Origin of the sequence: Halalkalicoccus tibetensis (genome assembly GCF_037996645.1) — an archaeon.
GTDB lineage: Archaea > Halobacteriota > Halobacteria > Halobacteriales > Halalkalicoccaceae > Halalkalicoccus > Halalkalicoccus tibetensis.
Map to the genome: position 1 here is coordinate 458568 of NZ_JBBMXV010000002.1, position 25191 is coordinate 483758.

Annotated in this window: 24 protein-coding genes, 3 tRNA genes and 2 pseudogenes; 18 read left to right on the forward strand and 11 right to left on the reverse strand. The window is 68.5% G+C overall.

The window, feature by feature from the left end:
- Positions 1–259: 259 nt before the first annotated feature.
- The 5 genes from WOA58_RS07790 to WOA58_RS07810 all read left to right on the forward strand — a co-directional run bounded on the left by WOA58_RS07790 (position 260) and on the right by WOA58_RS07810 (position 5038).
- Positions 260–670, forward strand: coding sequence for a universal stress protein (locus WOA58_RS07790; RefSeq protein WP_340603619.1), 411 nt, complete (start codon positions 260–262; stop codon positions 668–670).
- An 81-nt stretch (positions 671–751) separates the two neighbouring features.
- Positions 752–2197, forward strand: a complete 1446-nt coding sequence (locus tag WOA58_RS07795; RefSeq protein ID WP_340603620.1) for a single-stranded DNA binding protein — start codon at positions 752–754, stop codon at positions 2195–2197.
- 34 nt (positions 2198–2231) lie between these two features.
- Positions 2232–3542: an aminotransferase family protein gene (locus tag WOA58_RS07800; RefSeq protein ID WP_340603621.1), complete on the forward strand. Its 1311-nt coding sequence runs from the start codon at positions 2232–2234 to the stop codon at positions 3540–3542.
- A gap of 43 nt (positions 3543–3585) precedes the next feature.
- On the forward strand, positions 3586–4017 hold the full coding sequence (locus WOA58_RS07805) for a histone (RefSeq protein WP_340603622.1): 432 nt from the start codon (positions 3586–3588) through the stop codon (positions 4015–4017).
- Between the two features lie 16 nt (positions 4018–4033).
- Positions 4034–5038 carry a histone deacetylase family protein gene (locus WOA58_RS07810; RefSeq protein ID WP_340603623.1) on the forward strand — a complete coding sequence of 335 codons (1005 nt, stop codon included), beginning with the start codon at positions 4034–4036 and terminating at the stop codon, positions 5036–5038.
- On the opposite strand, the gene cca is transcribed toward WOA58_RS07810, so the two are convergent.
- Positions 5020–6369, reverse strand: a complete 1350-nt coding sequence (gene cca, locus WOA58_RS07815) for a CCA tRNA nucleotidyltransferase (protein ID WP_340603624.1) — start codon at positions 6367–6369, stop codon at positions 5020–5022. The genes WOA58_RS07810 and cca overlap by 19 nt on opposite strands.
- 93 nt (positions 6370–6462) lie before the next feature.
- On the opposite strand from cca, the gene WOA58_RS07820 reads away from it, so the two are divergent.
- The 4 genes from WOA58_RS07820 to WOA58_RS07835 all read left to right on the forward strand — a co-directional run bounded on the left by WOA58_RS07820 (position 6463) and on the right by WOA58_RS07835 (position 7891).
- Positions 6463–6535, forward strand: a tRNA-Asn gene (locus WOA58_RS07820).
- A 278-nt stretch (positions 6536–6813) separates the two neighbouring features.
- A tRNA-Ile gene (locus WOA58_RS07825) sits at positions 6814–6888 on the forward strand.
- 476 nt (positions 6889–7364) lie between these two features.
- Positions 7365–7601 carry a hypothetical protein gene (locus WOA58_RS07830; RefSeq protein ID WP_340603625.1) on the forward strand — a complete coding sequence of 79 codons (237 nt, stop codon included), beginning with the start codon at positions 7365–7367 and terminating at the stop codon, positions 7599–7601.
- 128 nt (positions 7602–7729) lie between these two features.
- Positions 7730–7891: a hypothetical protein gene (locus WOA58_RS07835; RefSeq protein WP_340603626.1), complete on the forward strand. Its 162-nt coding sequence runs from the start codon at positions 7730–7732 to the stop codon at positions 7889–7891.
- A gap of 21 nt (positions 7892–7912) precedes the next feature.
- Here WOA58_RS07835 and WOA58_RS07840 read toward each other — a convergent pair whose 3' ends face one another.
- The gene (locus tag WOA58_RS07840; RefSeq protein ID WP_340603627.1) at positions 7913–8149 is read right to left on the reverse strand and encodes a DUF7385 family protein; all 237 of its coding nucleotides are present in this window, start codon (positions 8147–8149) and stop codon (positions 7913–7915) included.
- Between the two features lie 232 nt (positions 8150–8381).
- Here WOA58_RS07840 and WOA58_RS07845 point away from each other — a divergent pair, with 232 nt between their 5' ends.
- A complete protein-coding gene (locus WOA58_RS07845) occupies positions 8382–9167 on the forward strand; it encodes a hypothetical protein (protein WP_340603628.1) in 786 nt (261 codons plus the stop codon).
- 9 nt (positions 9168–9176) lie between these two features.
- On the opposite strand, the gene WOA58_RS07850 is transcribed toward WOA58_RS07845, so the two are convergent.
- Positions 9177–9377: a hypothetical protein gene (locus WOA58_RS07850; protein WP_340603629.1), complete on the reverse strand. Its 201-nt coding sequence runs from the start codon at positions 9375–9377 to the stop codon at positions 9177–9179.
- A gap of 257 nt (positions 9378–9634) precedes the next feature.
- Between WOA58_RS07850 and WOA58_RS07855 the strand changes: the two genes are divergently transcribed.
- Positions 9635–9952, forward strand: a complete 318-nt coding sequence (locus tag WOA58_RS07855) for a hypothetical protein (RefSeq protein ID WP_340603630.1) — start codon at positions 9635–9637, stop codon at positions 9950–9952.
- A 159-nt stretch (positions 9953–10111) separates the two neighbouring features.
- Here the strand turns inward: WOA58_RS07855 and WOA58_RS07860 are convergent, their stop codons facing one another.
- Both WOA58_RS07860 and WOA58_RS07865 read right to left on the reverse strand, forming a co-directional pair.
- The gene (locus tag WOA58_RS07860; protein ID WP_340603755.1) at positions 10112–10327 is read right to left on the reverse strand and encodes a hypothetical protein; all 216 of its coding nucleotides are present in this window, start codon (positions 10325–10327) and stop codon (positions 10112–10114) included.
- A 55-nt stretch (positions 10328–10382) separates the two neighbouring features.
- Positions 10383–10679: pseudogene (locus WOA58_RS07865) on the reverse strand (hypothetical protein); the annotation flags it as partial.
- An 83-nt stretch (positions 10680–10762) separates the two neighbouring features.
- Between WOA58_RS07865 and katG the strand changes: the two are divergent.
- Together katG and WOA58_RS07875 are read left to right on the forward strand one after the other, a co-directional pair.
- Positions 10763–12955, forward strand: coding sequence for a catalase/peroxidase HPI (gene katG, locus WOA58_RS07870; protein WP_340603631.1), 2193 nt, complete (start codon positions 10763–10765; stop codon positions 12953–12955).
- A gap of 437 nt (positions 12956–13392) precedes the next feature.
- On the forward strand, positions 13393–14046 hold the full coding sequence (locus WOA58_RS07875) for a ribonuclease HI family protein (protein WP_340603632.1): 654 nt from the start codon (positions 13393–13395) through the stop codon (positions 14044–14046).
- Positions 14047–14321: 275 nt separating this feature from the next.
- Here WOA58_RS07875 and WOA58_RS07880 read toward each other — a convergent pair.
- The 4 genes from WOA58_RS07880 to WOA58_RS07895 all read right to left on the reverse strand — a co-directional run bounded on the left by WOA58_RS07880 (position 14322) and on the right by WOA58_RS07895 (position 17792).
- Positions 14322–14394, reverse strand: a tRNA-Arg gene (locus tag WOA58_RS07880).
- A 47-nt stretch (positions 14395–14441) separates the two neighbouring features.
- A complete protein-coding gene (locus WOA58_RS07885; protein ID WP_340603633.1) occupies positions 14442–15908 on the reverse strand; it encodes an MATE family efflux transporter in 1467 nt (488 codons plus the stop codon).
- A 76-nt stretch (positions 15909–15984) separates the two neighbouring features.
- On the reverse strand, positions 15985–16572 hold the full coding sequence (locus tag WOA58_RS07890) for a 2Fe-2S iron-sulfur cluster-binding protein (protein ID WP_340603634.1): 588 nt from the start codon (positions 16570–16572) through the stop codon (positions 15985–15987).
- 50 nt (positions 16573–16622) lie between these two features.
- Positions 16623–17792 (reverse strand): MFS transporter, encoded by a 1170-nt coding sequence (locus tag WOA58_RS07895; RefSeq protein WP_340603635.1) that lies wholly within the window; start codon positions 17790–17792, stop codon positions 16623–16625.
- Positions 17793–17870: 78 nt separating this feature from the next.
- Here WOA58_RS07895 and WOA58_RS07900 point away from each other — a divergent pair.
- Positions 17871–18488: pseudogene (locus WOA58_RS07900) on the forward strand (DJ-1/PfpI family protein); the annotation flags it as partial.
- An 18-nt stretch (positions 18489–18506) separates the two neighbouring features.
- On the opposite strand, the gene gnd reads toward WOA58_RS07900, so the two are convergent.
- Positions 18507–19412, reverse strand: coding sequence for a phosphogluconate dehydrogenase (NAD(+)-dependent, decarboxylating) (gene gnd, locus WOA58_RS07905; protein WP_340603636.1), 906 nt, complete (start codon positions 19410–19412; stop codon positions 18507–18509).
- A 175-nt stretch (positions 19413–19587) separates the two neighbouring features.
- On the opposite strand from gnd, the gene WOA58_RS07910 reads away from it, so the two are divergent.
- The 4 genes from WOA58_RS07910 to WOA58_RS07925 all read left to right on the forward strand — a co-directional run bounded on the left by WOA58_RS07910 (position 19588) and on the right by WOA58_RS07925 (position 24241).
- On the forward strand, positions 19588–22206 hold the full coding sequence (locus tag WOA58_RS07910; protein ID WP_340603637.1) for a valine--tRNA ligase: 2619 nt from the start codon (positions 19588–19590) through the stop codon (positions 22204–22206).
- 137 nt (positions 22207–22343) lie between these two features.
- Entirely contained in the window at positions 22344–22778 is a 435-nt protein-coding gene (locus tag WOA58_RS07915; protein WP_340603638.1) for a CBS domain-containing protein, read from the forward strand.
- Between the two features lie 43 nt (positions 22779–22821).
- Positions 22822–23913, forward strand: coding sequence for an aminopeptidase (locus tag WOA58_RS07920; protein ID WP_340603639.1), 1092 nt, complete (start codon positions 22822–22824; stop codon positions 23911–23913).
- A 79-nt stretch (positions 23914–23992) separates the two neighbouring features.
- Complete coding sequence (locus WOA58_RS07925) at positions 23993–24241, forward strand: hypothetical protein (RefSeq protein ID WP_340603640.1); 249 nt, start codon at positions 23993–23995, stop codon at positions 24239–24241.
- Between the two features lie 8 nt (positions 24242–24249).
- Here WOA58_RS07925 and WOA58_RS07930 read toward each other — a convergent pair whose 3' ends face one another.
- Positions 24250–25164 (reverse strand): ZIP family metal transporter, encoded by a 915-nt coding sequence (locus tag WOA58_RS07930; protein WP_340603641.1) that lies wholly within the window; start codon positions 25162–25164, stop codon positions 24250–24252.
- Positions 25165–25191: the final 27 nt, after the last annotated feature.

The window sequence follows — 25191 nt, forward strand, 5'->3', positions numbered from 1 at the left end:
CCAGGGGTTCGAGGGGTATGACTGTTCCCCCGAAAGCCCTCGCTCGGGACTGGCGTCCCTCGCTCGCCCTTTCTATGACCGCCAGGCTCCGCCGAGTCGCGGTGCGCGATTGCGCACCGCTCTCGGGGACGCCAGCCCTTCCCCGCCCCGCGAACGGGGTCGCCCGGTTCGGCGACCCCGTTCGCGCCGGCCACCGCGTCCGCGCCGTAGCGCTCAGTGAGCCCCCGTGTTTTTGGCCCGTGGCGGCGTAGACCCGCCCATGTCAGAGACGATCCTCGTCCCGATCGACGACTCCGAGCGCTCGACGGAGGCCCTCGAGTTCGCGTTCGACTCCCATCCCGACGCAGCCTTCGTCGCGCTGCACGTCCACGAACCCGTCTACGGCGAGGGGTTCGCCTGGCGCGAGCCCGACGACGGGGCCGACGACGACGACGTCGAGCGGCTGCTCGCCCGCGTCCGGGAGTTCGCAAACGAACACGGCGCGACCCTCGAGACGGTGACCAGCGAGGGCAAACCCTCCGACGAGATCATCGAGTACACAGAGGAGAACCCGGTCGACGCGATCGTCATGGGATCGCACGGCCGGGAGGGGGCCTCACGGGTGTTGTTGGGCAGCGTCGCCGAGACGGTCACGCGGCGCTCGCCCGTGCCAGTGACGGTCGTGCGCTGAATTCCGAAACTGCCAGAAGGCGAGGGGTTCGTGGGGCAACGACAACGCTTATGCGCGCGCCACGACACCCTTTCTAAAACGATGGGCGCGATAGAGGACGTGTACGCGGACCTCGATACCGACGTGGAGTTCGAGGAGTTCGAGGAGGCCGTCGAGTCGAAGGTCGAACAGATGGGCGGGCTCGCGGACGAGGAGACGGCGGCGATGCTGATCGCCCACGAGCTGCGCGACGAGGAGGTGAACGGGATCGCGGACATCGAGCCGGGGATGGACGAGGCGAAGTTCCTCGCGAAGGTCACCGGCGTCGGCGAGCTCCGGACCTTCGATCGCGACGACGAGGACGAGGACGGCATGGTGATCAACGTCGAGGCCGCCGACGCGACCGGCTCGGTGAGGCTCGCCTTCTGGGACGAACAGGCGAAAGCGATCGAGAACGAGGGCATGGAACCGGGCACCGTCCTCCGGGTGAAGGGCCGCCCCAAGGAGGGCTACAACGGCCTCGAGGTCAGCGTCAGCCAGGCCGAGGAGGACCCCGACGCCGAGGTCGACGTCCAGATCCAGGACACCTACCGGATCGAGGACCTCTCGATGGGGCTGTCGGACGTCGACGTTCAGGGGAAGGTGCTCGCGACCGACTCCGTGCGTACCTTCGACCGCGACGACGGTTCGGAGGGACGGGTCGCGAACCTCACCCTGGGCGACGAGACGGGGCGGATCCGCGTGACGCTGTGGGACGAGCGCACCGAAGCCGTCGAGGAGTTCTCGGCCGGCGAGTCCGTCGAGGTCGTCGACGGCTACGTCCGCGAGCGAAACGGCGACATCGAGCTCCACGTCGGCAACCGCGGGACGATCGAGGGGATCGACGAGGAGATCGAGTACGTCCCCGAGACCACGCCCATCGAGGAGCTGGAGATCGAGGACGTCGCGGACATCGGCGGCGTGGTGCGTTCGGCGGACCCAAAACGGACCTTCGACCGCGACGACGGTTCGGAGGGGCAGGTCCGGAACGTCCGCATCCAGGACGAGACCGGCGACATCCGGGTCGCGATGTGGGGCGAGAAGGCCGACATCGAGATGGGGCCGGGCGACACCGTCCAGTTCGCCGACGTCGAGATCCAGGACGGCTGGCAGGACGACATCGAGGCCTCGGCGGGCTGGCGCGCGACGGTGACGGTCACCGACTCCGGGTCGTCGGCCCCGACGGCCGGCGGGAGCTCGGACTCCGCGGAGCTCTCGTCGTTCGGCGGCTCGGACGAGTCGTCGGCCGACGACGAGGCGTCCGGATCGGCCGGGACGAACGGGTCGGGGCCGAGCGGCTCCGGCGGATCCGGGAGCGACGACGCCGACGCGAACGGCGAGGTCGTCGAGTTCACCGGGACGGTGGTCCAGCCGGGCAACCCCGCGAAGCTCGACAACAGCGAGGAGACCGTCACCGTTCTCACGAGCGAGGAGCTCTCGCTTGGCGAGGAGGTCACGGTCCGGGGCCCGATGCACGAGGGGCGCATCGACGCCGAGGACGTCGTTTAGAACCTTTTTTCATTACCGGACGCGATGACCCGGTATGTCACAGCAACGCGCGGAGCCGGCGAGCGCGACGCTCGCCCACTGGTCGAGCCCCGACGGCGACCCGCCGACGATCGTCGAGGGCGAGGGCTGTTACGTGACCGACAGCGAGGGCACCGAACACCTCGACTTCATCGCCCAGCTCTACTGCGTCAACGCCGGCCACGGCAACGAGACGATCAACGCGGCGATCGAGGAGCAGCTCTCGAAGGTCGCCTACGTCTCCTCCGCGAAGCACAACGACACGCGCGCGAAGCTCGCCGACGAGCTCGCAGCGATCGCACCCGGAGACCTCTCGAACACCTTCTTCTCAGTATCGGGCAGCGAGGCCAACGAGGCGGCGGTGCAGATCGCCCGCGAGTACACCGACGCGCCGAAGGTCCTCACGCGCTACCAGTCCTATCACGGCGGGACCTACGGCGCGGGCGGGCTGACGGGCGACCCCTCGACGCGGGCCGCCCTCGAACCCTACGGGGGGACCGCGGCCGCGAAGTTCCTGCCGCCGCTGCCCGATGCGTTCGACGCCGAGGGCGAGGAGCTCGCCGAGAGGGCCGCGAACCACCTGGAGTACGTGATCCGAAACGAGGGCCACGAGACCGTCGGGGCCGTGTTGATGGAGCCGGTCGCGGGGACCAGCGGCGCCTACCCCGCCCCCGAAGGGTATTTCGAGCGAGTCAGGGAGGTCTGTGACGAGTACGACGTCCTCCTGATCGCCGACGAGGTGATCGCCGGCTTCGGGCGGTGTGGCGAGTGGTTCGGGATCGAAACGGAAGGAGTCGAGCCGGACATGCTGACGTTCGCGAAGGGCGTTACGAGCGCGTATGCGCCGCTGGCGGGCGTGCTCGTCGGTCCGGAGATCGCCGCGAGCGTCCGCGAGGGCGGCTACGATCTGGGCCAGACGTTCGGCGGCCACCCCGTCTCGTGTGCGGCGGGACTCGGTGCGCTTTCCGCGTACCGCGACGGCCTGCTCGAGAACGTCCGCGAGAACGCGGCGTATTTCGAGAGCGAGCTCCGGGAGCTGGAGGCGTACGACGCCGTCGCGAACGTCCGCGGGCGGGGGTTCCTCTGGGGGATCGAGTTCGGGGTGGGCGGCGAGCGGGAAGAGCCGCTGGTCGACCCGTGGATCGAGCCCGACGCCGAGAACCCGGTCGAGGCGGTCATCGAGGAGGCCGCCGAGCGGAACGTGTTGTTGGGTGCGGGCCGGCCGGCGACCCAGGTCATCTGCGCGCCGCCGCTGTGTGCGGGCCGCGAGGAGATCGACGAGGGCGTGGCGGCGCTGTCGGACGCGATCGAGGCGGTACTCGAATGAGGGCGACGAAAACGCTTAAGCGTCCCTGCAAACGGTTTCGAGTATGAGCGTCGAGTTACCGTTCGCGCCGGTGGACACGATCATCCGGCGCAACGCCGGCGGGCTGCGTGTCAGCGCCGAGGCGGCGGAGGAGCTCGCGGGGCGGATCCAGCGCCGGGGGGCGGCCCTCGCCGAGACGGCCGCCGAGCGGGCGGACGCCGAGGGGCGAAAGACGCTGATGCCCGCCGACTTCGGGGTGAGCGAGGTGGTCGATCCCGACGCCCTCGAGCTGCCGATCGCGCCGATCGACCGGATCGCCCGCCTCGACATCGCCGACCGGTACCGGGTCTCGATGGACGCGCGGATCGCGCTCGCACAGCTGCTCGAGGCCTACGCCGACGACATCGCGGAGTCCGCGACGACGCTCGCACACCACGCCGACCGCAGGACCGTGAAGGCCGAGGACGTCCGGACGTACATCGAACTGGCCGACTGAGACGGGGGACATTGACATGAGATTCGGATACAGCGACACCTGCCTCGAGCACGACACCGGGGGGCGCCACCCCGAGACGCCCGATCGCCTTCGGGCGATCAAGCGTGGGCTCACCAGGAAACACGGCGTCGAGTACGTCGAGAGCGAGCCCGCGAGCATCGAGGCCATCGAGGCGGTCCACGACCCGGACTACGTCACCGAGGTCGAGGAGTTCTGTGCCTCTGGCGGGGGCAACTGGGACCCCGATACCGTCGCCGTCGGGGCGACCTGGGACGCGGCCCTCCAGAGCGCGGGACTCGCCCAGTGGGCCGCCGAGACCGCGCTCGAGGGCAAGCAGGGCCGGGACACCCCCTTCGCGATCGGGCGCCCGCCGGGCCACCATGCACTGTCGGACGACGCCATGGGCTTCTGTTTCTTCAACAACGCGGCGGTCGCCGCCCAGGCCGCCCTCGCGGAGGTCGACCGGGTGGCGATCGTCGACTGGGACGTCCACCACGGCAACGGCACCCAGGAGATCTTCGAGGAGCGATCCGACGTTCTCTACGCCTCGATCCACGAGGACGGGCTCTACCCCGCGACGGGCGAGGCCGACGAGGTCGGGACCGGCGAGGGCGAGGGCGCGACCTGCAACGTCCCGCTCCCGGCGGGCACCGGCGACGCGGGCTATCTCTACGCCGTCGAGGAGGTTCTCGCGCCGGCCATCGAGCGGTTCGATCCGGGGCTCCTGCTCGTGAGCGCGGGCTTCGACGCCCACCGCCACGACCCCATATCGCGGATGCGCGTCTCGACCGACGGCTACGGACACCTCACGATCGCGTTCAAGGAGATCGCCCAGCGGGCCGGGGCGCCGATCGCGTTCGTCCTCGAGGGGGGCTACGGGCTGGACACCCTCTCGGAGGGGGTGGCGATGGTCCACGAGACCTTCGACGGCCACACCCCCGTCGCGCCCGACTCCGAACCCGACGAGGAGGTCGAGGAGCTGGTCGCCGACCTCCGGGACCGTCACGGGCTGGGATCGTAGTAGCGCGCGAGCTCGACCTCGAACTCGGGGAGCAGGGCGGCGAGGCCGTCGCCCGCGAGCAGGTCGTAGCCGTCCTCGAGGGCGTTCTCGACGGCTGGCCCGAGGGCCACCGAGAACAGCTCGCCCTCGAGACAGTCCCGAGCGGTGGTGTACTCGCGCTCGCGCTCGACGATGTAGCGCCCGCCATCGACGAAGGGGCCGTAGGCGTCGCCCGCCTCGTATTTCTCGTAGAAGGCGCTTGCGTGCTCGCCGACGGCCACCGGCGGGCCCGCGTGGCGCTCGATCGCGGGGAGCTCGTCGTTCGCGAGCTCGATCAACAGAACCGCGTGATCGTTCGCGAACGCCGCCGACCGGATCACCGGGAACCCCCGTCGGTCGAGCTCCCCGGCGAGGCTCAAGCGGGACTTCCCGAGCTGGGGGTAGAGCTGGTCGTCGACGAGGTCGGGCGCGGGGACCCGGAGCGCGAGCGGGGTCGTCCCCCGCCGTTCGAGATGGGACTCGAGGGTCGCCCCGTCGAGCGGGTCGGGTTCGGCAGGTTCGAACCGCTCGATGGCGGGCTCGGCGAGCAGCGCACGGGCGTGGTGCTGGAACCGCGCGAGGTTCGTACTCGAAAGGACCGCCGCGACGTTGCGCTCGGGGTCCGTGGGGTCGATCACGACCAGCGGGTCGTCGAACGCCCGGCTCCCGTGCTCGGCGGGATCGAGCTCGACCGGCGGGTGCCAGTCGGCGACGGCCTCGATCAGCGGCTCGAACCCGTCGAGTTCGAGAATCAGGAGCTCGGTCAGATAGCCCGAGAACCCCTCCGTACGGAGGTCGCTGCCGTAGATCCCGCAGGCGGTGAGGAACCGCTTCAGGACGCGGACGTCGGCGGCGAGCTCGGGCGTGATCGCCTCCTCGACGTAGGCGGTGTGGAAGGGGGTGCGGTCGACCGCCGAGCGGGCTTCGGTGGCGGAGTCGACGCGATAACAGGGGACGAGATCGACGTCATAGCCCTCGAACTCGCCGGTGACGTAGGGGTGTTCGGCGTACTCGGCGCGGCCGTCGGGCAGGACCGCGTGGCCGACCTCCAGTCCGAGGGATTCGAGCTCCTCGCGGGGGAGGTCGGGCGGGAAGCGGACGAACAGGTCGATGTCCTGGTCGCCCGAGAGCCAGGTCCCCCTGGCGGTGGAGCCGACGCGGACGACGTCGGTTCCGACGGGGAGGTCCGCGGTCGCCGACTCGACCCGGGCGACGAGCCGATCGGTCGCCGCCGCGAGTCGCTCGCGCTCCTGGTCGGTAGGCGTCGCGCGCTCGCGGACGGCGGCGACCGTCTCGCGGAAGGCGTCGGTCATGTCGGAGCTACCCCCGGTGGCGCCGAAAGGGTGTCGATGACCCGACGACGAAACGAAAGCCCTATTTGGCGAGTCGGGCTACGTTGTGGTGAAGCCGCCGTAGCTCAGTTGGTAGAGCACCTGGTTGTTACCCAGGTTGTCCCAGGTTCGAGCCCTGGCGGCGGCGTGAATTTTCTGCGAAAATTCACGGCCCGCAGGACGGAGTCCTGCGACGGCGTCGAACGGAGTTCGACGCCCAACCGGAAATCTTCGATTTCCGGTGACGGCGTCAGACTTCATCTGACGGCCCGCGGGAACTCGACGAGTTCCCGCGACGGCGTGAACCTTCTACGGAAACCGATGACGGACAGCGACGGGTGGTTCTCCGGCGGCCCCGTCACGACCGCCTGCGGCCCCTGTCCCATCCGGCAGACCTTTGTTCGACGACCCGGTACGGTGGATCGAGGGCCCGTATCTCAGCCTGGTTAGAGAGGTCGGCTCATAACCGACTCGTCCTTGGTTCGAATCCGAGCGGGCCCACGTTTCCTTGAGACACGCATCCCCGCGAGCCACAGGAACGCCCGTCCCGAGGATTGAATCAGGGAGAGAAGCGAGTGGGAGCGAGCGAAACGACCGTGGTTCGAATCCGAGCGGGCCCATGAGCGCCGACGAGCCCGATGGGGCCGACCCCGTGCGTCTCATTGGTGGGCCCCCGGGTTCTGCGGCGACGACTTCGGTCCCCGACGTTTCGCTGATCCCCGTGGGCAGCCCCGTCCCGGCGAGATCCACGTAGAGGTGCCCGCGGTCGACCTCGGCGACCGTACCGACCTGCTGGCCGACGGAGGTCACGACGCGGTTCCCGATCGTGACCCGTGTTGGTTGATGTCATGGACATCGAAATGTGGCACTTATTATAGCGATTTCTCGATCTCGCCGGGTCGGTGGGGGGATACATGGAATATCGAAACGGCGATCAGAAGAGTACAAGTGCCTCTGTGGGCTACACCGGTGTAACAATGGGAGACAAACGCCGCATCACGCGCTCGGTCACGAAACGGACGGATCGATGGCTGGACAGTCTCGCCGAGAAGGAACGCACCGCCCGCTCGAGGGTCCTCGACAAGGCACGCAGCGAGGGAACGGCGTCACGAAACGACGAGGGCGATCAGGGTCCGGAAGCCTCGAACGACGACGATCGGATGGAGGTCACCGTCGACGGCAGGATGAGCGAATCGGGCTGGCAGCGACCGTAATCCAGCGATCGATCGGCGTAGCGACGGTCGAGCGCGTGTTCGGGGAGGGAATGACGGCGTTCTGGTAGCAGTTCACACGGCGGGGCGGGGTCAGCACATTGATACAGCCGGACGGCCAATCGAAGGACATGACGAAGGTGCTGGCGCGATGTGTCGACTGCGGGCGCGTACTGACGGGGGAGAAGACGAACGCCACGATCAGGCCGATCGGGACCAGCGCGTGTCCCGACTGTGACGGGACGGAGCTCAGGGAGGTCACGAACGACTCCCTCGATCCCGCGGCCGGGTGAGGCAGTCCCCCGAGCGGCGTTCTACTCGTGGGTGAACAGGAACAGGCGCCCGTCCTCGTTCGTAACGGTACAGAGGTTCATCACCTTGCCCAGCGAGAGGCTCGTCTCGTCGTGCTTGCAGACCACGAGGTAGTCGAACGACTCCTCACAGACCGGGCAGGCGATCGAGGTGGTGTTCTGGTAGCTCGCGGTCATCGGGTTCTCCTCGCGGGGCGTCAGGTAGCTCTTCATCTCGTCGAGGTTGTCAACGCTGCTCATGGTAGGGAATGCAATCGGGGGAGAAATAAATCTACGCTCCGGGATCCGCGGATCGGAGCCGGTCGGGTCGTGGGAGAAGACTCATGGCGCTGGCGTGACAAGCCGTACAGGTATCTCGGTGTTCCCGTCGGGGGTTTCCCGCGGGCACCGGTGCGAACCGACACGCGTTACTCGGCCCCTGTCCGGAGCGTCCGGTAGCGGCCGGCGAGACGTCGTATAGTAGGGACCAGATATGAACGACGAACGAGATCGACGGCGGACGGACCGGAGAAACGCGCGGACGAACACGACACGGGCGACGGCGTCGGGGTCGCCCGGCGACGATACGGAACCAGGCGAGGAGGGCGGAGCGGCCCTCCGGTACCGACAGGGCGGTTCGCGAACGGGTTCGGCCGACGACGAGGAGTCCACGTCCGCAGAGCCCACGGATGGCGATCGGGACGGGACGCTGCTCCCGTCGTCGGTCTACCGGGAGGGGCGGACCGTGACGGCGAGCGCCCCCACACGAGGCGGCATCGAGGACTACCTCCACGAGGTCTACCGGAACACGCCGCCGGTCGACGGGGTGATCGTCCTCACGACCGAGCGGCCCGCGGCCGAGGTCCTCGAGACCCATCTGGCGGGGACGGAGGAAAAGCGAGCGCCGATCGGGGTCATCGACACGCGCTCGGCGGGCCAGTACGTCGAGGACGTCTACCGCGAGAGCCCGGTCCACTACACGACCGCCGACAGCGACATCGAACGGACCGCGATGTCGGTCGTCGAACTGGTCGGGGCGCTCTCGACGTCCCCCGCGGGACGCGTCCACCTGATCGTCGACTCCTATGCGACGCTGTGTGAGTCGCTATCGCCGGGGGACCGAGCACGGCTCCTGAACACCTTCCACGCCCAGATCGACGGATATCAGGTCTACACGACCGACGATACCGACGACGCCCTGAACGAATGGACCGACGGGTCGATTCGAGTCGAAGGGGACGCCGAGGAGGGAATCGAGACGCGGTACGAACGGTCGTAGCCCGGGAGGCTATTCCACGTCGTCGCTCCCGTCGGACTCGAAGTCGACCTCCTCCTCGGGGTGGGGCTCGATGTGGCTGAGGATCTCGTGGGGGACGTAGCCGATGTTGTACCCCTCCTCGTTGCGGAGGACGACCCCGTGTTCGAACTCGCGGAAGTCGAAGCAGTTCACTTCCTCGTAGGCGTTGCCGGGTTTGTAGACGACCTTCATACGGGACGGAGGTCACTCGTCGCCCTAAAAGGTCCGGGTCACGAAGTCGCGGTGCACGATCGACGATCCGATACGGGCAGCTATATATTTCTCCTAGAAATCACTTTACCCTGAGCGCACCCAGAGGTCGACATGGGAGAGCGGCGTTCCACACCCGACGCTCGTCCGGTAACGTCCGCGGACAAATATATAGCAGCCGGCGGGAGGTCCGCGGGGTGGGGCTCGTGACCGAGACCGGACCCGGGTCGCGAGGGGTCGTGTCCCTCCATCGGGACAGCGCGCCTTGCGAGCACTGCGGGAGCGTGATCGAGACTGATCTCGCCGCGTGTCCCGACTGCGGGAACCAGCCCGTCGCGGCGGTGAAACGCGTATCGATCGGGGCAATGCTCGCGGGCGCGATCCTCGCGATGACGGCGAGCAACGTCGCGCTGGCGTACTGGCTCGCGCCCCTCGTCGGCGTCGGGCTGTTCGTCGTGGGGGCCGGCCTCTACTGGGTCCTCACGGAGCGCTACAGCCCCACCGAGTACGACTCCTACGCGCGGTCGGTCCCCGAACCCGAGTCGGTCGGTCACTGATCCGAAGCCGGTTCGAACCGACGGTCTCGGATGATAACACGGTTCGCTTGCAGCGGAGCAGGGACTCCAGGGAACTATCGTCACGCGCTTCGAGACGTCGAGCGATGGTCAGCGCGAACCCCTAGAGTAGACCCCGTAGCTCGGGTGTCAGCGATCGCCCTACCAGGCGAGCGTCTCGCCGATCGCCAGCCCCTCGGTCGGGATCCTGACCTCGTCGACTGCCGGCTCGACGAGCGGGAACAGCTGTTCGTAGTAGGCCGTCCCGGCGTGGACGACCAGGACGATGGTCCCCGTGAGCAGTCCCTCGTCGATGGTCGCGGTAGTCAGCGTCTCGTCGTACGGTGGGATCTCCGGCCCAGTAGGTGCCAGACCCATGTCTCGCTGAGAGGACGTACCAGCGGTCGTGGTGGCGCTCGCAGTGGGCCCGGGCCTTTCGGAACAGCGCGGAGGTGTCGTACAGATCACGCGGGGCTGCCGGGCGGTCGCGCTTCGGTTTCGTACAGCTGACCGGGCCGACCTGCACGATAGTAGAGTTCCCCCGTGGCCGTATGACTCCGTCCATCCCCCGAAGCGATACGACGTCCGGTCGGTCCCCCCTGTTCCCCGACCGGTCCGTCGGGAGATAGTTGTGTCCACGGTTGTCTCGCGTCGTGCTCCATCGCAGCCCGCCGAACGGGACTGGATCCCGATCCGAACACGACACGGGGGTCACACCCGCGGGGTTCATGGATTATATAAATTTCTTGGGCTGCAGCGAAGACTACGTTGCGGATAGACAACCTTAACAGGGGAGAGAAACAACCACCGGACATGAGTAGGTCCAATCAGGACTGGTGGCCGAACCGGTTGAACCTGAAGATCCTCGACCAGAACGTGGATCCGGCGAGCCCGATGGACGAGGAGTTCGACTACGCCGAGGAGTTCGAGAAGCTCGACTTCGACGAGGTGAAATCGGACATCGAGGACGTACTGACGACGTCCCAGGAGTGGTGGCCCGCGGACTACGGCCACTACGGACCGCTGATGATCCGAATGGCGTGGCACAGCGCCGGCACCTACCGCATCGCCGACGGCCGCGGTGGCGCGACCGGCGGCACGCAGCGCTTCGCGCCGCTGAACAGCTGGCCGGACAACGCGAACCTCGACAAGGCACGCCGGCTGCTCTGGCCCGTCAAGCAGAAGTACGGCCGCAGCCTCTCGTGGGCCGACCTGATCGTCCTGGCCGGGAACGTCTCGCTGGAGTCGATGGGCTTCGAGACGTTCGGCTTCGCCGGCGGGCGTGAGGACGACTACGAGTCCGACGAGGCCGTCGACTGGGGCCCCGAGGACGAGTGGGAAGCCTCCGACCGCTTCGACGAGGACGGCGGGCTCGAGGGGAACCTCGCCGCGACCGTGATGGGGCTCATCTACGTGAACCCCGAGGGGCCGGACGGCAACCCGGACCCCGAGGCATCGGCGGAGAACATTCGCGAGTCGTTCGGTCAGATGGCGATGAACGACGAGGAGACGGCCGCGCTCATCGCCGGCGGACACACGTTCGGGAAGGTCCACGGCGCCGAGAACCCCGACGAGCACATGGGCCCCGAACCCGAGGCGGCCCCCATCGACCAGCAGGGCTTCGGCTGGGAGAGCAGTCACGGCTCCGGTAAGGGGAGCGACGCGATCACCAGCGGGATCGAGGGGCCCTGGAACGACACGCCGACCCAGTGGGACATGGGCTATCTCAGCAACTTGCTCGACCATGAGTGGGAGCCCGAGCGGGGTCCCGGCGGCGCGTGGCAGTGGACCACGGTGGACGGCGAGCTCAACGAGACCGCGCCGGGCGCCGAGGATCCCGACGAGAAGGAGGACGTGATGATGCTGACGACGGACGTCGCGCTGAAGCGCGATCCCGAGTACCGCGAGATCATCGAGCGCTTCCGGGAGAACCCGAGCGAGTTCCAGGAGAACTTCGCGAAGGCCTGGTACAAGCTGATCCACCGCGACATGGGCCCGCCCGAGCGGTTCCTCGGCCCCGAGGTCCCGGACGAGGAGATGCTCTGGCAGGACCCGGTTCCCGACGCCGACTACGAGCTGATCGGCGAGGAGGAGATCGATCAGCTCAAGGAGGAGGTCCTCGACTCGGACCTCTCGGTCTCCCAGCTCGTGAAGACCGCCTGGGCGTCGGCGTCGACGTATCGCGACAGCGACAAGCGCGGCGGCGCCAACGGCGCGCGGATCCGGCTCCGACCCCAGCGTGACTGGGAGGCAAACGAGCCCGCCGAGCTCGCGACCGTGCTCGACACCCTCGAGGGGATCAAAGAGGAGTTCAACGGCTCGCGATCCGACGAGGTGCGGGTCTCGCTGGCCGACCTGATCGTGCTGGGCGGCAACGCGGCCGTCGAGCAGGCGGCCGCCGAGGCCGGCCACGACGTGGAGGTCCCGTTCGAACCCGGTCGAACGGACGCCTCACAGGAACAGACCGACGTCGACTCCTTCGAGGCGCTGGAGCCGGAGGCCGACGGGTTCCGTAACTACCTCGGGATCGACTCGGACCGCTCGGAGGAGGAGCTGCTGGTCGACAGGGCCGACCTGCTGGACCTGACGGCCCCCGAGATGACGGTTCTGGTCGGCGGGATGCGCGCGCTGGGCGCGACCTACGAGGACGCCGACCACGGCGTCCTCACCGACCGGCCGGGGACGCTGACCAACGACTTCTTCGAGAACCTGCTCGACATGGACTACGAGTGGGAGGGCGCCGAGGACGACGAGGAATCGAAGTCCGAGGACATCATGGAGCGCGAGGAGCCCGAGAACGCCCAGGAGGTCTACGAGATCCGCGACCGGGAGACGGGCGAGACCAAGTGGACGGCGACCCGCGTGGATCTCGTCTTCGGCTCGAACGCCCGGCTTCGCGCCGTCGCGGACGTCTACGCGGCCGACGACGCCGAGGAGAAGCTCGTGAACGACTTCGTGGACGCCTGGGAGAAGGTCATGAAGCTCGACCGCTTCGACCTCGAGTAATCGCGGCCGAGCGTTCGCGGGAGTTCTTTTCGCGGCCGATCGCGGAGCGTTACGTACTCACCGAACGACGAAACCGGTAGGAAGCGAAGGCCGTAGGAGCCGTGGTGAACGGGAACACGAATATGGACGCGGCGGGCACTCGTTCACACACAGGGGTTAACGGACGGGAAGCTTTGAGAGGAGCACCTGCAAGTCGTATACCGACCGGGCGAACTCGGTCCGACGGCCATAGCCTCTCCAGTCGGCAGGTCGTACGTGTCGGACGCTGAGGATCCTACGGGACCGACTGATTCGAAACGGCCTGCCACCGGTGCTGCCGGAAGGGGTTATTCCGTTCGACGATCAAGGACCTCCATGCAGTGGTGCGACCAGCCGGTGAGACCATTCGGGAACGAGGACGTAGGGGCCCGGAACCGAAGTCCGACGGGGGACGGAGCGTGACCGACGACCCCCTCCCGGCCGAGCACCTCTCGCCGCTCGCCACGCTCGTCGACGAGGTACTCGTGGGCGTCGGCTACGAGGTGGCGGCCGCCATCGACACCGTCGACGACGCCGTCCCCGGCTACGGCGGGCTGTTCGATCCGGCGACCACCCCGGCCGAGCTGCGTCCTGCGCTCGAAAGCCTGCTGGAGTCGGGACTCACCCGGCCATCCGTCCCCGAGCCGACGAGCGACGCGTTCGTCCTCTACGTCGACGGCAGTTCACGCGGTAACCCCGGCCCCGCGGGTGCGGGCGCCGTCATCGTGGACGCTGCGGAGAACGAACTCGCCCGCCTCGGCCGACCCGTCGGCTCCCGGACGGGGAACAACACCGCCGAGTACGTCGCCCTCCAGCTCGGGCTCTCGGAACTGGTGGCTCGCTACGAGCCACGCAGGCTGGAGGTGCGCATCGATTCGATGACGGTCATCCGGGACGTCTGGGGCGGCGAGAACCCGACGGAACCGGGCGTCGAGGGATACAGCGAGGCCGTCGCGGCGGCACTGTCGAGGGTTCCGGATCACCAGTATACGCATCTGGCCGACAGCGACCCGAATCCCGCCGACGCACTGGCGACGGTGGGCGCCGATATCGCGGCCCTCGGACCTGGATAGAGAGTCATGCCGTGTGTCGTGCGAACACCGATCGGGATACTGGACTAGATCGGATCCGTACCGTTCGGCAGAACTCATGAGCGCGACGGGACTGTCGTGAGCCGTGCGGGACCTCCGGTCGCGCTGGAAACCGGCGGCGAAACTGCCGGTGACGAAACGAACGGGACTCAGGAACGCCCGCTCGTTCCTTCCGGCCACTCGCGGGCGCGACGGGACTGCCGTGAGGGAAACCGAACGGCAGTCAGGAGCGCCCGTGAACGAGCGAAGCGAGAGAACGGGCGCGACGGGATTTGAACCCGCGACAACTTGGTTCGGAACCAAGTACTCTATCCACTGAGCTACGCGCCCTCATCCCTCCGTACCGGAGGACGGGGTTTAACCGTTGTGAAGCGAACTCAGGCCTCGGCGGGGGTCCGGTCCTCGATCACCGACTCCTTCCAGGTTCCCCGCAGGAACCACGCACCGGCGAGCACCGCGCCGACGATGTGGCCGAGCGTCATCCCGACCCAGATCCCGGTCGGGCCCCAGCCGGTGGCGAAGGCGAGCAGGTAGACGGCGGGCACCCGCACGCCCCAGAGGTTGAGCCAGGACAGCGCCATCGCGGTCTTGGTATTGCCCGCGCCGCGGAAGGCCCCCAGGACGACCTGCATGACGCCGATGAAGGCGAACTCCACCGAGCGGATCCGCAGGTAGTCGGTCGCGAGCGCGACCGTTTCAGCGGCGCCGGGTACGTCCGAGCGGAGGAAGACCGTGTTGATCGGCCGGGCGAAGACCACCGCGACGAGCGCGACCCCGATCATCACCCCGCCGCCGGTCCCCGCCGCGAGCCGGACGGTCCGTTCGGCGCGCTCGGGTTTCTCGGCGCCGAGGTTCTGGCCGACGATCGTCTCGGTGGCCTTCGAGAGCCCCAGGGCGGGCAGGAAGACCAGCGAGATCAGCCGGTTTCCGAGCCCGTAGGCCGCGACCACGGGCGGCTCGAAGGAGACCACCATCGCCGTCAGCACCACGAGCGCCAGCGCGTTCGCGGACTGTTCGAGCGAGGTCGGCACGCCCAGCCGGGTGATCTCCCAGACGTTCGCGGGGTCGAGCCGGAGGTGTTCGAGGCGGACGTCCGGGCCGGCGGTCGTCCGAAAGAGGACGTAGAAGGCGAGCGCGCTCGCGACACCCCGCGAGAAGACGGTGGCGAGGGCGGCCCCCTCGATGCCGTAGCCCGCAAAGCCCGACAGCGAGAACAACGCGGACTCGAGGCCGGTCAGCGAGAGCCACGCGAACAGCGGGTTGTCGTCGAAGCCGAAGATCAGGAACGGGTCGATGACGACGTTGAGGACGACGCTGACGAACATGAGCCGCATCGGCAGGCGGGTGTTTCCCGACCCGCGCATCAGCGCCTCGAAGACGTAGAAGCCGAAGAGGAAGGGCAGGCCCAAAAAGAAGATCCGCATGTAGTCGGCCGCGAGCGGAATCACCCGCTCGGTGGTCTGGGGATCGCTCGGGAGCAGGGAGAGCGCGGGCGCGGTGTAGAAGTAGCCGGCGATCCCCAGCACGGTCGCGAGGATGCCGACGAACGCGAGCGTCTGACCGGCGAACAGGCCCGCCGACTGCTCGCTCTCTGCGCCGGTGTACTGGGCGACGAGAATGCTTCCCGCCGTAGTGAAGCCGGCGGCGACGGCGATCAGCAGGAAGACCAGCGGGAAGGCGAGGCTGATCGCGCCGACGGCGTCGGCCGAGAGCTGCCCGAGCCAGAGCGTGTCCGCGAGGTTGTAGGCGACCTGCAGGACCTGGAAGACGACGATCGGCCAGGCGAGGCGGGCCATCGGGCGGATCAGCCCGCCGCTGGTGAGGGTGCTCTCGGAGTCGGCCACTACGTTTCGAAACGAAAGGGGTCGCTAAGAAATCACCGGAACCGGCCGGGCCCTCAGGGTGCCGGTTCGCCGGTCCTCAGGGCGTCTCGTTGGTCTCGAGGGTGAACTCGCCGCGCGGGTAGGCGACGCAGGTCAGGGTGTAGCCCTCGGAGATCTCGTTGTCGTCGAGCATCTGCTGGTTGTCGTGCTCGATGTAGTCCTCGGAGGGGCCGTCGGCGACCTGACCCCCACAGGAGACACACTGGCCCTGCCGGCAGGCGTAGGGCAGGTCCCAGCCCTCGTCCTCGCCGGCTTCGAGCAGCGTCTCGTTGTTCGCGACCTCGATGGTCTCGCCCTCCTTCGCGAACTCGATCTCGAAGTACTCGACCTCGTCCTCGGGGATGTCGCCGGGGCCCGAGGCTTCCTCGGCACCGCCCTCCTCGAGCTCGCCCTCCGCGCCCTCGCCACCGCCGACGGCCGCCGCGGCCCCGCCACCGCCGCCGATCGCCCGGTTCGACGGCTCGGGGAAGTCGATCTCGGGGACGGTCGAGGCGCGCTGTTCGAGGACCTCCTCTGCGATGTCGTCCGGGATCACCCGTTCGGTGCCCTTCGCGAAGTGAAGCGCCACCATCGTAAGCGCCAGGAAGGCGCCCATCGAGATGGCGAACGCGGAGGCTTCTACCATATATTCGGGGGTTACGGAAGGGTGGGTTAAGGATATTGTGATCCACCCGGCTACTCGATGCGGCGCACGAGCAGCGCGCTCAGCAGGAAACAGCCGACGAGCCCGGCGTAGGCGACCCGGTAGCTCGCGTGCTCGGCGACGAACCCGGTGTAGGTCGGCCCCAGGCTGCCGACGCCGAAGAAGACAGCCCGGCTCAACCCGTATTCGCCGCCCAGCGAGTCGGGCGCCAGCCGGGCCATCAGGAAGGCGTTCATCACCGGCCAGAAGCTTATCAGCCCGACGGCGAACAGGACGGTCGCGGCCGCCACCGCGAGCGGGTGCTCGGCGACGACGAACAGCGAGAGGCCGACGGCGCCGATCAGGGGGGCGCTCCCGCCGACGCGGCGGTGGCCGAAGCGGTCGCCGAGCTCGCCGACCGTCGGGCTGATCACGAGCCCGATCAGGAAGACCGACACGAACGCCGCGGTCGCGGGCAGCGGCGCGTAGCCCTTCTCGACGCGCAGGAAGGTCGGCAGGAAGCTCACCGAGGCCTGCCAGACGAGCATGTACAGGCAGAACAACGCGAGCACGCGCCGGAGCTGCCGGGAGGCGAACAGCCGGCGGACGGTCCCGCGACCGTCGAGGTCGACCGGCGAGACCACGTAGGGCTCCCGGCTCCAGCGATGGATCAGCAGGCCGACGACCCCGAGGCCGGCGGCGAGCGGGAGGAAGGCGACCCGCCAGCTCGCAAGCGCGAGCGCCACGCCTGCGAGCCCGCCGGCGACCGCGCTGCCGAAGCTGTAGGAGGCGGCGATGACGCCGAGCGCGCGGCCCCGACGGTTCGCGAACGACTCGAAGACCAGCGCCATGTTGGTCGGCTCGTAGAGCCCGACGCCGAGGCCGACGACCGCGAGCCCGAGGAGGAAGACGGGGAACGTCGGGGCGCTCGCGACGGCCAGAAAGCCGACGACCAGCACCGCGATACTCGCGACGAGGACGGTCTTTCGCGAGAGCAGGTCCGACGAGCGGCCGCCGGGGTACATCGCCAGGGCGGCACAGGCCCACATCACCGTCAGGCTAGCGCCGGCCGCCGTCGGCGCGATGTCGAACTCCTCGATGATCGCGGGGAGCGCGGGCGCGAGCACGAGCTGGCCGGCCAGCAGCGCCACGACACCGACCGAGAGGACCGAGAGCATGCGTCCGTGGCCGCCGACGAAGGAGGTGGAGGGCGAATCGTTCACGCCCGGTTGGTGTGATATGAAGGGGTTTCGGGGTTTCGTTCCGCGAACCGCTATGGGCCCGCTTCACGAACCGCGGACATGGAGATCGAGATCCTGCTGTACGAGGGGTTCGACGAGCTCGACGCGATCGGCCCCTACGAGGTCTTCCGGACCGCGAGCGAGGCCGGCGGCGACCTGCGGACCTCGCTCGTCACTCACGAACCGACCGAGCGGGTGGCCGCGAGCCACGGCCTCCGCGTGGAGCCAGACGGCGTCCTCGGCGAGCCCGACCTGCTGGTGGTGCCCGGCGGCGGGTGGGGCTCGCGGAACGAGCGGGGCACTTGGGGCGAGTACGAATGGAACGACCTCCCACCCCTGCTCGTCGAGCGCTACGACCGCGGGGCGACCCTCGCGTCGGTCTGCACCGGCACGATGCTCCTAGAGAGGGCGGGGATCCTGGATGGACGGCCCGCAGTCACACACGCGAGCGCGCTCGGCGATCTGCGCGGGACGGGGGCCGAGGTGGTCGACAGCGAGGGACGAAGTCCCTCTGACCACACGAGCGGGGCCGTACCCCGCGTCGTGGACGACGGCGACGTTCTGACCGCGGGCGGGGTCACCTCGGGGATCGACCTGGCGCTGTGGCTCGTCGAGCGGGAGATCGGCGGGGACCTCGCCGAGGGCGTGGCGACGACGCTCGAATACGAGCGAGAAACCGTCTTCCGGCGTAGCCGGTTACTCCTCCCTGCGAGCGACCTCGTGTCGCCCGAAGCCATAGCGGAGCCGGTTCGCGAGCCGTCGCGAGAAGCGCCCCTCCTCGGGAGAGCGCGAGCCAAAGCGCTCGGAGAGCGCCTGGTAGATGATCGGCAGCGCGATCTCCTGTTCGAGGGCCTCCTGGACGGTCCACGTTCCGGTGGAGCCCCCGGCAACGTAGTCGTCGACGTCGCCCAGGTCCGTCCCCTCCTCGCGGAACGCCTCCTCGCAGAGCTCGAGCAGCCACGAGCGGATGACGGCGCCGTTGTTCCAGGTCCGGGCGACGCTCTCCAGATCGAGGTCGTAGCGCCCCTCAGCGAGCAGCTCGAACCCCTCCCCATACGCTTGCATCAGCGCGTACTCGACGCCGTTGTGGACCATCTTCACGTAGTGGCCCGAGCCGACGGGCCCCATCCGGTCGTGGCCCGCGGGGCCGGTGGCGACGGCGTCGAACGCGGGAACGAGCTCGTTGTAGGCCCACCGGGGCCCGCCGATCATCAGCGAGAAGCCCGCCTCGGCGCTCGCGGGACCTCCGCTCGTCCCGCAGTCGAGATACGCCGCGTCGGTCGCTTCGGCACGTTCGACCGAGCGTTCGAAATGCGAGTTGCCGCCGTCGACGACGACGTCCTCCGAATCGAGATGGGGATCGAGCTCCGCGAGGGTGGCGTCGACGGCCTCGCCGGCGGGGACCATCAGCCAGATGCGCTTCTCCTCGCCCAGCCGCTCGGCGAGGTCGTCGATCGAGTCGGCCGGGGTCGCGCCCGCCTCCCCGGCGCGTTCGACGGCCGCCTCGTCGAGGTCGTAGGCGACCACGTCGTGGCCGCCCTCGATCAGCCGGTCCGCGACGATCAGTCCCATCCGTCCGAGCCCGATAACGCCCAGTTGCATGGGAGGTGGTCGAAAGGGCGCGGGCATACCGGTTGCGGTTCGGCAGGGGCGCGACGCGAAGCTTTATCAAAACCCGACCGTACCCCGTAGGTATGAGCGTGGCTCAGCCGGTAGTACGTCGCTAGGCTCCTCTCGACAACGCAATCGACTTACGCTCACTGGAGAGACTCACCACATGGACGATAGTTACGACCCCGGCGCCGTCGAGCCCCGATGGCGCGAGCGCTGGGACGACGAGGACGTGTATCGCTACGAGGGCAGCGAGGAACGGCCGGAGTACGTCATCGACACGCCGCCGCCGTACCCGACGGGCAACCTCCACATCGGCAACGCGCTTGGCTGGTGTTACATGGACTTCGCCGCCCGGTTCCAGCGCCTCCAGGGCAAGGACGTGCTCTACCCGCAGGGCTGGGACTGTCACGGTCTCCCGACCGAGGTGAAGGTCGAGGAGAACCACGACATCCACCGCACCGACGTCTCGCGCGAGGAGTTCCGCGAGCTCTGCGTCGAGCACACCGAGGAACAGATCGACGCGATGAAGGAGACGATGGGGCTGCTCGGCTTCTCGCAGGACTGGGAGCACGAGTACAAGACGATGGACGCCGAGTACTGGGGGAAGACCCAGGAGTCGTTCGTCGAGATGGCCGAGGAGGACTACGTCTACCGCGACGAACACCCCGTCAACTGGTGTCCGCGCTGCGAGACCGCGATTGCGGACGCCGAGGTCGAGAACGAGGACCGCGGGGGGACCCTCTTTACCGTTCGATTCGACGGTGCGGAATCGAACGACGCGATCGAGATCGCCACGACCCGGCCCGAACTGCTCGCGGCCTGCGTCGCGGTCGCGGTCGACCCCGACGACGAGCGCTACGAGGGCCGGGTCGGCGAGACGTTCGACGTGCCGCTGTTCGGCCAGGAGGTCGAGCTCATCGCCGACGAGGAGGTCGACTCGGACTTTGGCACCGGCGCGGTGATGATCTGTACGTTCGGGGACAAGCAGGACGTCGACTGGTGGGCCGAGTACGACCTCCCACTGAGGACCGTCCTGACCGAGGACGGCCGGCTCAACGAGCGCGCCGAGGAGTTCGAGGGGCTGACCGTCGACGAGGCCAAGGAACGGATCGCCTCGGCGCTCCAGAAGGGCGGCTACCTCCAGGGCGAGGAGGTCGTCGAGCAGTCGGTGGGCTGTTGCTGGCGATGTGACACGCCCATCGAGATCCTCTCGAAGGAACAGTGGTTCATCCGGGTCGACCAGGCGGAGATCCTCGAGAACGCTCGGGAGATCGAGTGGATCCCCGAGCACATGTACGCCCGCCTCGAGGAGTGGACCGAGGGGATGGAGTGGGACTGGGTGATCTCCCGCCAGCGGGTCTTCGCGACCCCGATCCCCGCGTGGTTCTGCGGGGAGTGTGAGTACGTCCACGTCGCCGGGAGCGAGGAGCTGCCGGTCACGCCGACCAGCGAGGGTCCTGAGCAAGCGTGTCCCGAGTGTGGCTCGGAGGACTGGACCGGCGAGACCGACGTGATGGACACGTGGATGGACTCGTCGATCTCGGCGCTGCACGTCGCGGGCTGGCCCGACGAGGAGTTCTCGCCCGTGCAGCTGCGAGAACAGGGCCACGACATCATCCGGACGTGGGCGTTCTACACGATCCTGCGGACGGCGGCCCTGGAGGACGAGGTGCCCTGGGAGCAGGCACTGATCAACGGGATGGTCTTCGGCGAGGACGGCCACAAGATGTCGAAGTCCCGAGGTAACTTCGTCCAGCCCGAGGAGGTCGTCGAGGAACACGGCGCCGACGCGTTCCGCCAGGCGATCGCGCTGGGCGGCCAGCCCGGTTCGGACATCCAGTTCCAGTCGAAGGAGGTCACATCAGCGTCTCGGTTCCTGACGAAGCTCTGGAACATCAGCCGCTTCGCCGACGGCCACCTCGACGAGGACACCCCCGCCGTCGACGCCCCCGCGTACCGCGACGCCGACCGGTGGATCCTCACCGAGCTCGACTCGGTCGCACGGGAAGTCGAGGCCGACATGGAGGCGTATCGGTTCGACTCGGCGCTCAGGAGGATCAGGGAGTTCGTCTGGCACGACCTCGCCGACGACTACCTCGAGTTGATCAAAGGGCGGCTCTACGAGGGTCGGCCCGGCGAGCGCGACGCCGCACGCCACGCGCTGTACGTCGCGCTGTCGTCGTCGCTGCGGATGCTCGCGCCCTTCTCGCCGTTCCTGACCGAGGAGATCTACCGGGAGCTGCCCGGAACCGAGGGCAGCGTCCACAACGCCGACTGGCCCGCCATCGAGGCCGACTGGGACGCCGAGGAGGCCCGGAGCGACGGCGAACTGATCGCCGCGGTCGCGAGCACGATCCGCGGCTGGAAGTCCGACGAGGGGATGGCGCTCAACGCCGACCTCGAGCGCGTCGAGCTCTACGCCGACGCGGACCTCGAGGGGCTCGACAGCTACGACCTGAGCGGGGCGGTCAACGCCCCCGTCTACATCGAGTCGGGCCGGCCCGACGTCGAGCTCGTCCCCGTCGAGGTCGACCCCGACCGCAGCGTCATCGGCCCCGAGTTCCGCGACCGGGCCGGCGCAGTGCTCGAGGCGCTCTCGGAAGCCGACCCCGCGGAGGTCAAAGCCCAGGCCGAGATGGACGCACTGGAGGTCGAGGTCGACGGCGAGAGCCTCTCGATCCCCGCGGAGGCCGTCGAGGTCCGCGAGGAGCGACGCTCCGAGGGCGGCGAGGAGGTCGCGGTGCTCGAGACCGACCGGGCGACCGTGCTCGTGTTCCCGTGAGCGACCGGGCCACGATCGCGGGGCGGGGAGCGAACTGCTAACGGGACGACCGAGTCCCCCTGATCACGGCCACTCCTAAAACGCGGGCCATTGCAACCCAACCCTTTACCGACCGAGTCGCCGTACTGCCGGACGAAATGCCTGTTCAAGACATCGCCCAGGAGGACGTCGTAACGGTCGAGAGGGACGCCGAGGCATCGGAGGTCGCTCGGACCATGGACGACGAGCGGGTCGGTGCGGTCGTCGTCGTCGAGGACGACGAACCCGCGGGGATCGTCACCGACCGAACCCTCGGGCTGTCGGTCGGACAGGAGGACGACCCCGCGAGCCTGACCGCCGAGGACCTGATGAGCGAGGACCCCGAGACCGTGGCGGCCGACGCCGAGGCCTACGAACTCGCCGTTCAGTTCGGCGAGGCGAAGGTCCGGCGGCTCCCGGTCGTCGACGACGACGGCTCGCTCGCGGGGATCGTCTCGCTCGACGACGTGATCGCGACGAGCGCCGAGGAGCTCGAGGAGGCCGCGAAGGTCATCGAGGCCCAGTCGCCCGGCTACGCGCCCGACGAGCGATAGATCCGATCGCCGCGCTTTTCTCCTCGCTGTGCGCGTTTCGGGCATGGATCAACGAGTTCACGAGCACGCCGAGGTGCTGGTCGACTGGAGCGCGCGCGTCGAGGCCGGCGACGACGTCGTGCTCTCGGTCGCGGAGGGCGCCCACGATCTCGCAGTAGCGGTCGCCGAGAAGCTGGGCGAGCGCGGCGCGAACCCCCTCGTGACCTACGACTCCGACGAGGTGACCCGCGCGTATCTCCGCGGCCACGACGGGGAGTTCGGTACGGGAGACCACGAGCTCGCGATGGTCGAGAACGCCGACGTCTACCTGCGTCTGGGCGGCGGGCGAAACACCAGCGCGCTCGCGGACGTGCCCGGCGAGGTCCGCCAAGCCCACAGCACGGCGACCGCCGAACTCAAGGAAGCCCGGATGGACACCGACTGGGTCTCCACCGTACATCCCACCCGCTCGCTCGCTCAGCAGGCAGGGATGGCCTACGAGGAGTACCGGGAGTTCGTCTACGGGGCGATCCTGCGCGACTGGGAGTCGCTGGCCGCCGAGATGGCCGGGATGAAGGAGCTGCTCGATTCGGGCAGCGAGGTCCGCCTCGTGACGGAGGGGACCGACCTCACGATGTCGATCGAGAACCGAACTGCCGTCAACTCCGCCGCCTCGGTGGCCTACGACTCGCACAACCTGCCCTCAGGGGAGGTCTTCACCGCACCCCAGGCCACGGAGGGCGAGGTGTTCTTCGACGTGCCGATGACGATCAACGGCAAGCGCCTGCGGGACGTCTCGCTGACCTTCGAGGGCGGGGAGGTCGTCGACTTCTCTGCTGGAGCCAACGAGGAGGAACTCGAGACGATCCTCGGGACCGACGACGGTGCGCGCCGGCTCGGGGAGCTCGGGATCGGGATGAACCGCGGGATCGACCGCTTCACCGACACCGTCCTGTTCGACGAGAAGATGGGCGATACGGTCCATCTGGCGCTCGGACGGGCCTACGACGCCTGCCTGCCCGGGGGCGAGGCGGGCAACGAGTCGGCGGTCCACGTCGACCTGATCACCGACATGAGCGAGGGGCGCATGGAGATCGACGGCGAAGTAGTGCAGCGAAACGGCACTTTCCGCTGGGAGGACGGGTTCGAGGGATAGCCTCCTGCCACGAGTTCCTTGAAAACCGCTTGCGATCGCCGCCCGCAGCGAAAGGGCTCCGGAACCTCTCCCACCCGATATGGCACACGAGTTCACCGACGAGGATCACGGCCGCCCGGTCAGAACCGACGACGGCGAACGGGTCGCTACGGTCTCGGAGGTCGAGGACGGCCGCGCGAGCGTCGAGGAGGAGGAGGGGCTGACCGACGCGATCAAGGAGGCGCTCGGCTGGGACGACGAGGACGGGGGATCGGGACGGACCCACGAGCTCTCGGACGCGGCGGTCGATCGCGTCGACGACGACGGCGTCTGGATCCGCCAGATCTGATCCGAGGGCTACAGAAGGAACCCGTCGACGAGCACCTCCTCGAGCAGGAACATCAGGCCGATCCCGAGCGCGAAGGTCGCGGCGTTGAGCCGCGTCAGGACCCGCCCGGCGTCCTCGCGGACGAGCTCGGCGACCTCGAGGATCACCTGGCCGATCGCGCCGAGCGCGACGGCGAAGAACACCGTCGCCACGAGCGGCGAGACCGACAGCGAGCCGATCCAGCCCCCGACGATCACCGTCCCGCCCGCGAGCACACCCATGACGGCGAAATGGCGGATCGGCGGGGTTTCGCGGTCCCGGGCGACCGCGGCGATGATCGTCGGCCCCTCGGTGACGTTGTGCAGCAGAAAGCCGATCACCAGCAGCGTAAGCAGCTCCTCCTGGCCGAGCGCGAAGGCGCTGCCGATGGCCAATCCCTCGCCGAGGCTGTGGAGGCCGAGCGCGATGGCCACGAGGTAGGCGACGTGCAGGCCGTCCCCGAACCCGCCGGAGACGACGGTCCGGCGCCGCCAGACGCTGACGGCGTGCATCGCGAGGAAGGTGCCGACGAGCGCGACGATGGCGACCCCCTCGCCGAGGTAGGCGGCCTCGACGCCCGCGACGAACCCGAACAGTTCGGCGACGATCTCGATCCCGACGAACGTCAGGATCCCCGCCGAGAGCGCGAGCACGGCGTGGACCAGGTGGGCGTCGAGGGTCCTGATGTAGGGAAACCAGAGCATGCCGATAACGACCGGGAGGATCCCGGCGAAGAACCCGATCACCGTGAGCGACCAGAGCACCTCCAGGGAGCTCGCGTCGGCGACCGCCGCCGCGTCGCCGAAGGGGGAGGTGAGAAACAGCGTCCCGACGGCGAGCGCGAGCACGAGAACGGGCCCGACTGCGAGCAGCCAGCGGGGCGGGTCGCGTTCGAGGAGGGTCATGACATCGCCCGCGAAAGCGTAGTTAGA

What these genes read in the sequence shown, in the direction of transcription:
- gnd (WP_340603636.1), bottom strand. Translation starts at nt 19,412, where the DNA reads ATGCAACTGGGCGTTATCGGGCTCGGACGGATGGGACTGATCGTCGCG.
- WOA58_RS07835 (WP_340603626.1), top strand. Translation starts at nt 7,730, where the DNA reads ATGACGAAGGTGCTGGCGCGATGTGTCGACTGCGGGCGCGTACTGACG.
- WOA58_RS07845 (WP_340603628.1), top strand. Translation starts at nt 8,382, where the DNA reads ATGAACGACGAACGAGATCGACGGCGGACGGACCGGAGAAACGCGCGG.
- WOA58_RS07830 (WP_340603625.1), top strand. Translation starts at nt 7,365, where the DNA reads ATGGGAGACAAACGCCGCATCACGCGCTCGGTCACGAAACGGACGGAT.
- cca (WP_340603624.1), bottom strand. Translation starts at nt 6,369, where the DNA reads ATGACCGACGCCTTCCGCGAGACGGTCGCCGCCGTCCGCGAGCGCGCG.
- WOA58_RS07920 (WP_340603639.1), top strand. Translation starts at nt 22,822, where the DNA reads ATGGATCAACGAGTTCACGAGCACGCCGAGGTGCTGGTCGACTGGAGC.
- WOA58_RS07795 (WP_340603620.1), top strand. Translation starts at nt 752, where the DNA reads ATGGGCGCGATAGAGGACGTGTACGCGGACCTCGATACCGACGTGGAG.
- WOA58_RS07925 (WP_340603640.1), top strand. Translation starts at nt 23,993, where the DNA reads ATGGCACACGAGTTCACCGACGAGGATCACGGCCGCCCGGTCAGAACC.
- WOA58_RS07910 (WP_340603637.1), top strand. Translation starts at nt 19,588, where the DNA reads ATGGACGATAGTTACGACCCCGGCGCCGTCGAGCCCCGATGGCGCGAG.
- katG (WP_340603631.1), top strand. Translation starts at nt 10,763, where the DNA reads ATGAGTAGGTCCAATCAGGACTGGTGGCCGAACCGGTTGAACCTGAAG.
- WOA58_RS07915 (WP_340603638.1), top strand. Translation starts at nt 22,344, where the DNA reads ATGCCTGTTCAAGACATCGCCCAGGAGGACGTCGTAACGGTCGAGAGG.
- WOA58_RS07890 (WP_340603634.1), bottom strand. Translation starts at nt 16,572, where the DNA reads ATGGTAGAAGCCTCCGCGTTCGCCATCTCGATGGGCGCCTTCCTGGCG.
- WOA58_RS07850 (WP_340603629.1), bottom strand. Translation starts at nt 9,377, where the DNA reads ATGAAGGTCGTCTACAAACCCGGCAACGCCTACGAGGAAGTGAACTGC.
- WOA58_RS07860 (WP_340603755.1), bottom strand. Translation starts at nt 10,327, where the DNA reads ATGGGTCTGGCACCTACTGGGCCGGAGATCCCACCGTACGACGAGACG.
- WOA58_RS07800 (WP_340603621.1), top strand. Translation starts at nt 2,232, where the DNA reads ATGTCACAGCAACGCGCGGAGCCGGCGAGCGCGACGCTCGCCCACTGG.
- WOA58_RS07810 (WP_340603623.1), top strand. Translation starts at nt 4,034, where the DNA reads ATGAGATTCGGATACAGCGACACCTGCCTCGAGCACGACACCGGGGGG.
- WOA58_RS07840 (WP_340603627.1), bottom strand. Translation starts at nt 8,149, where the DNA reads ATGAGCAGCGTTGACAACCTCGACGAGATGAAGAGCTACCTGACGCCC.
- WOA58_RS07790 (WP_340603619.1), top strand. Translation starts at nt 260, where the DNA reads ATGTCAGAGACGATCCTCGTCCCGATCGACGACTCCGAGCGCTCGACG.
- WOA58_RS07930 (WP_340603641.1), bottom strand. Translation starts at nt 25,164, where the DNA reads ATGACCCTCCTCGAACGCGACCCGCCCCGCTGGCTGCTCGCAGTCGGG.
- WOA58_RS07805 (WP_340603622.1), top strand. Translation starts at nt 3,586, where the DNA reads ATGAGCGTCGAGTTACCGTTCGCGCCGGTGGACACGATCATCCGGCGC.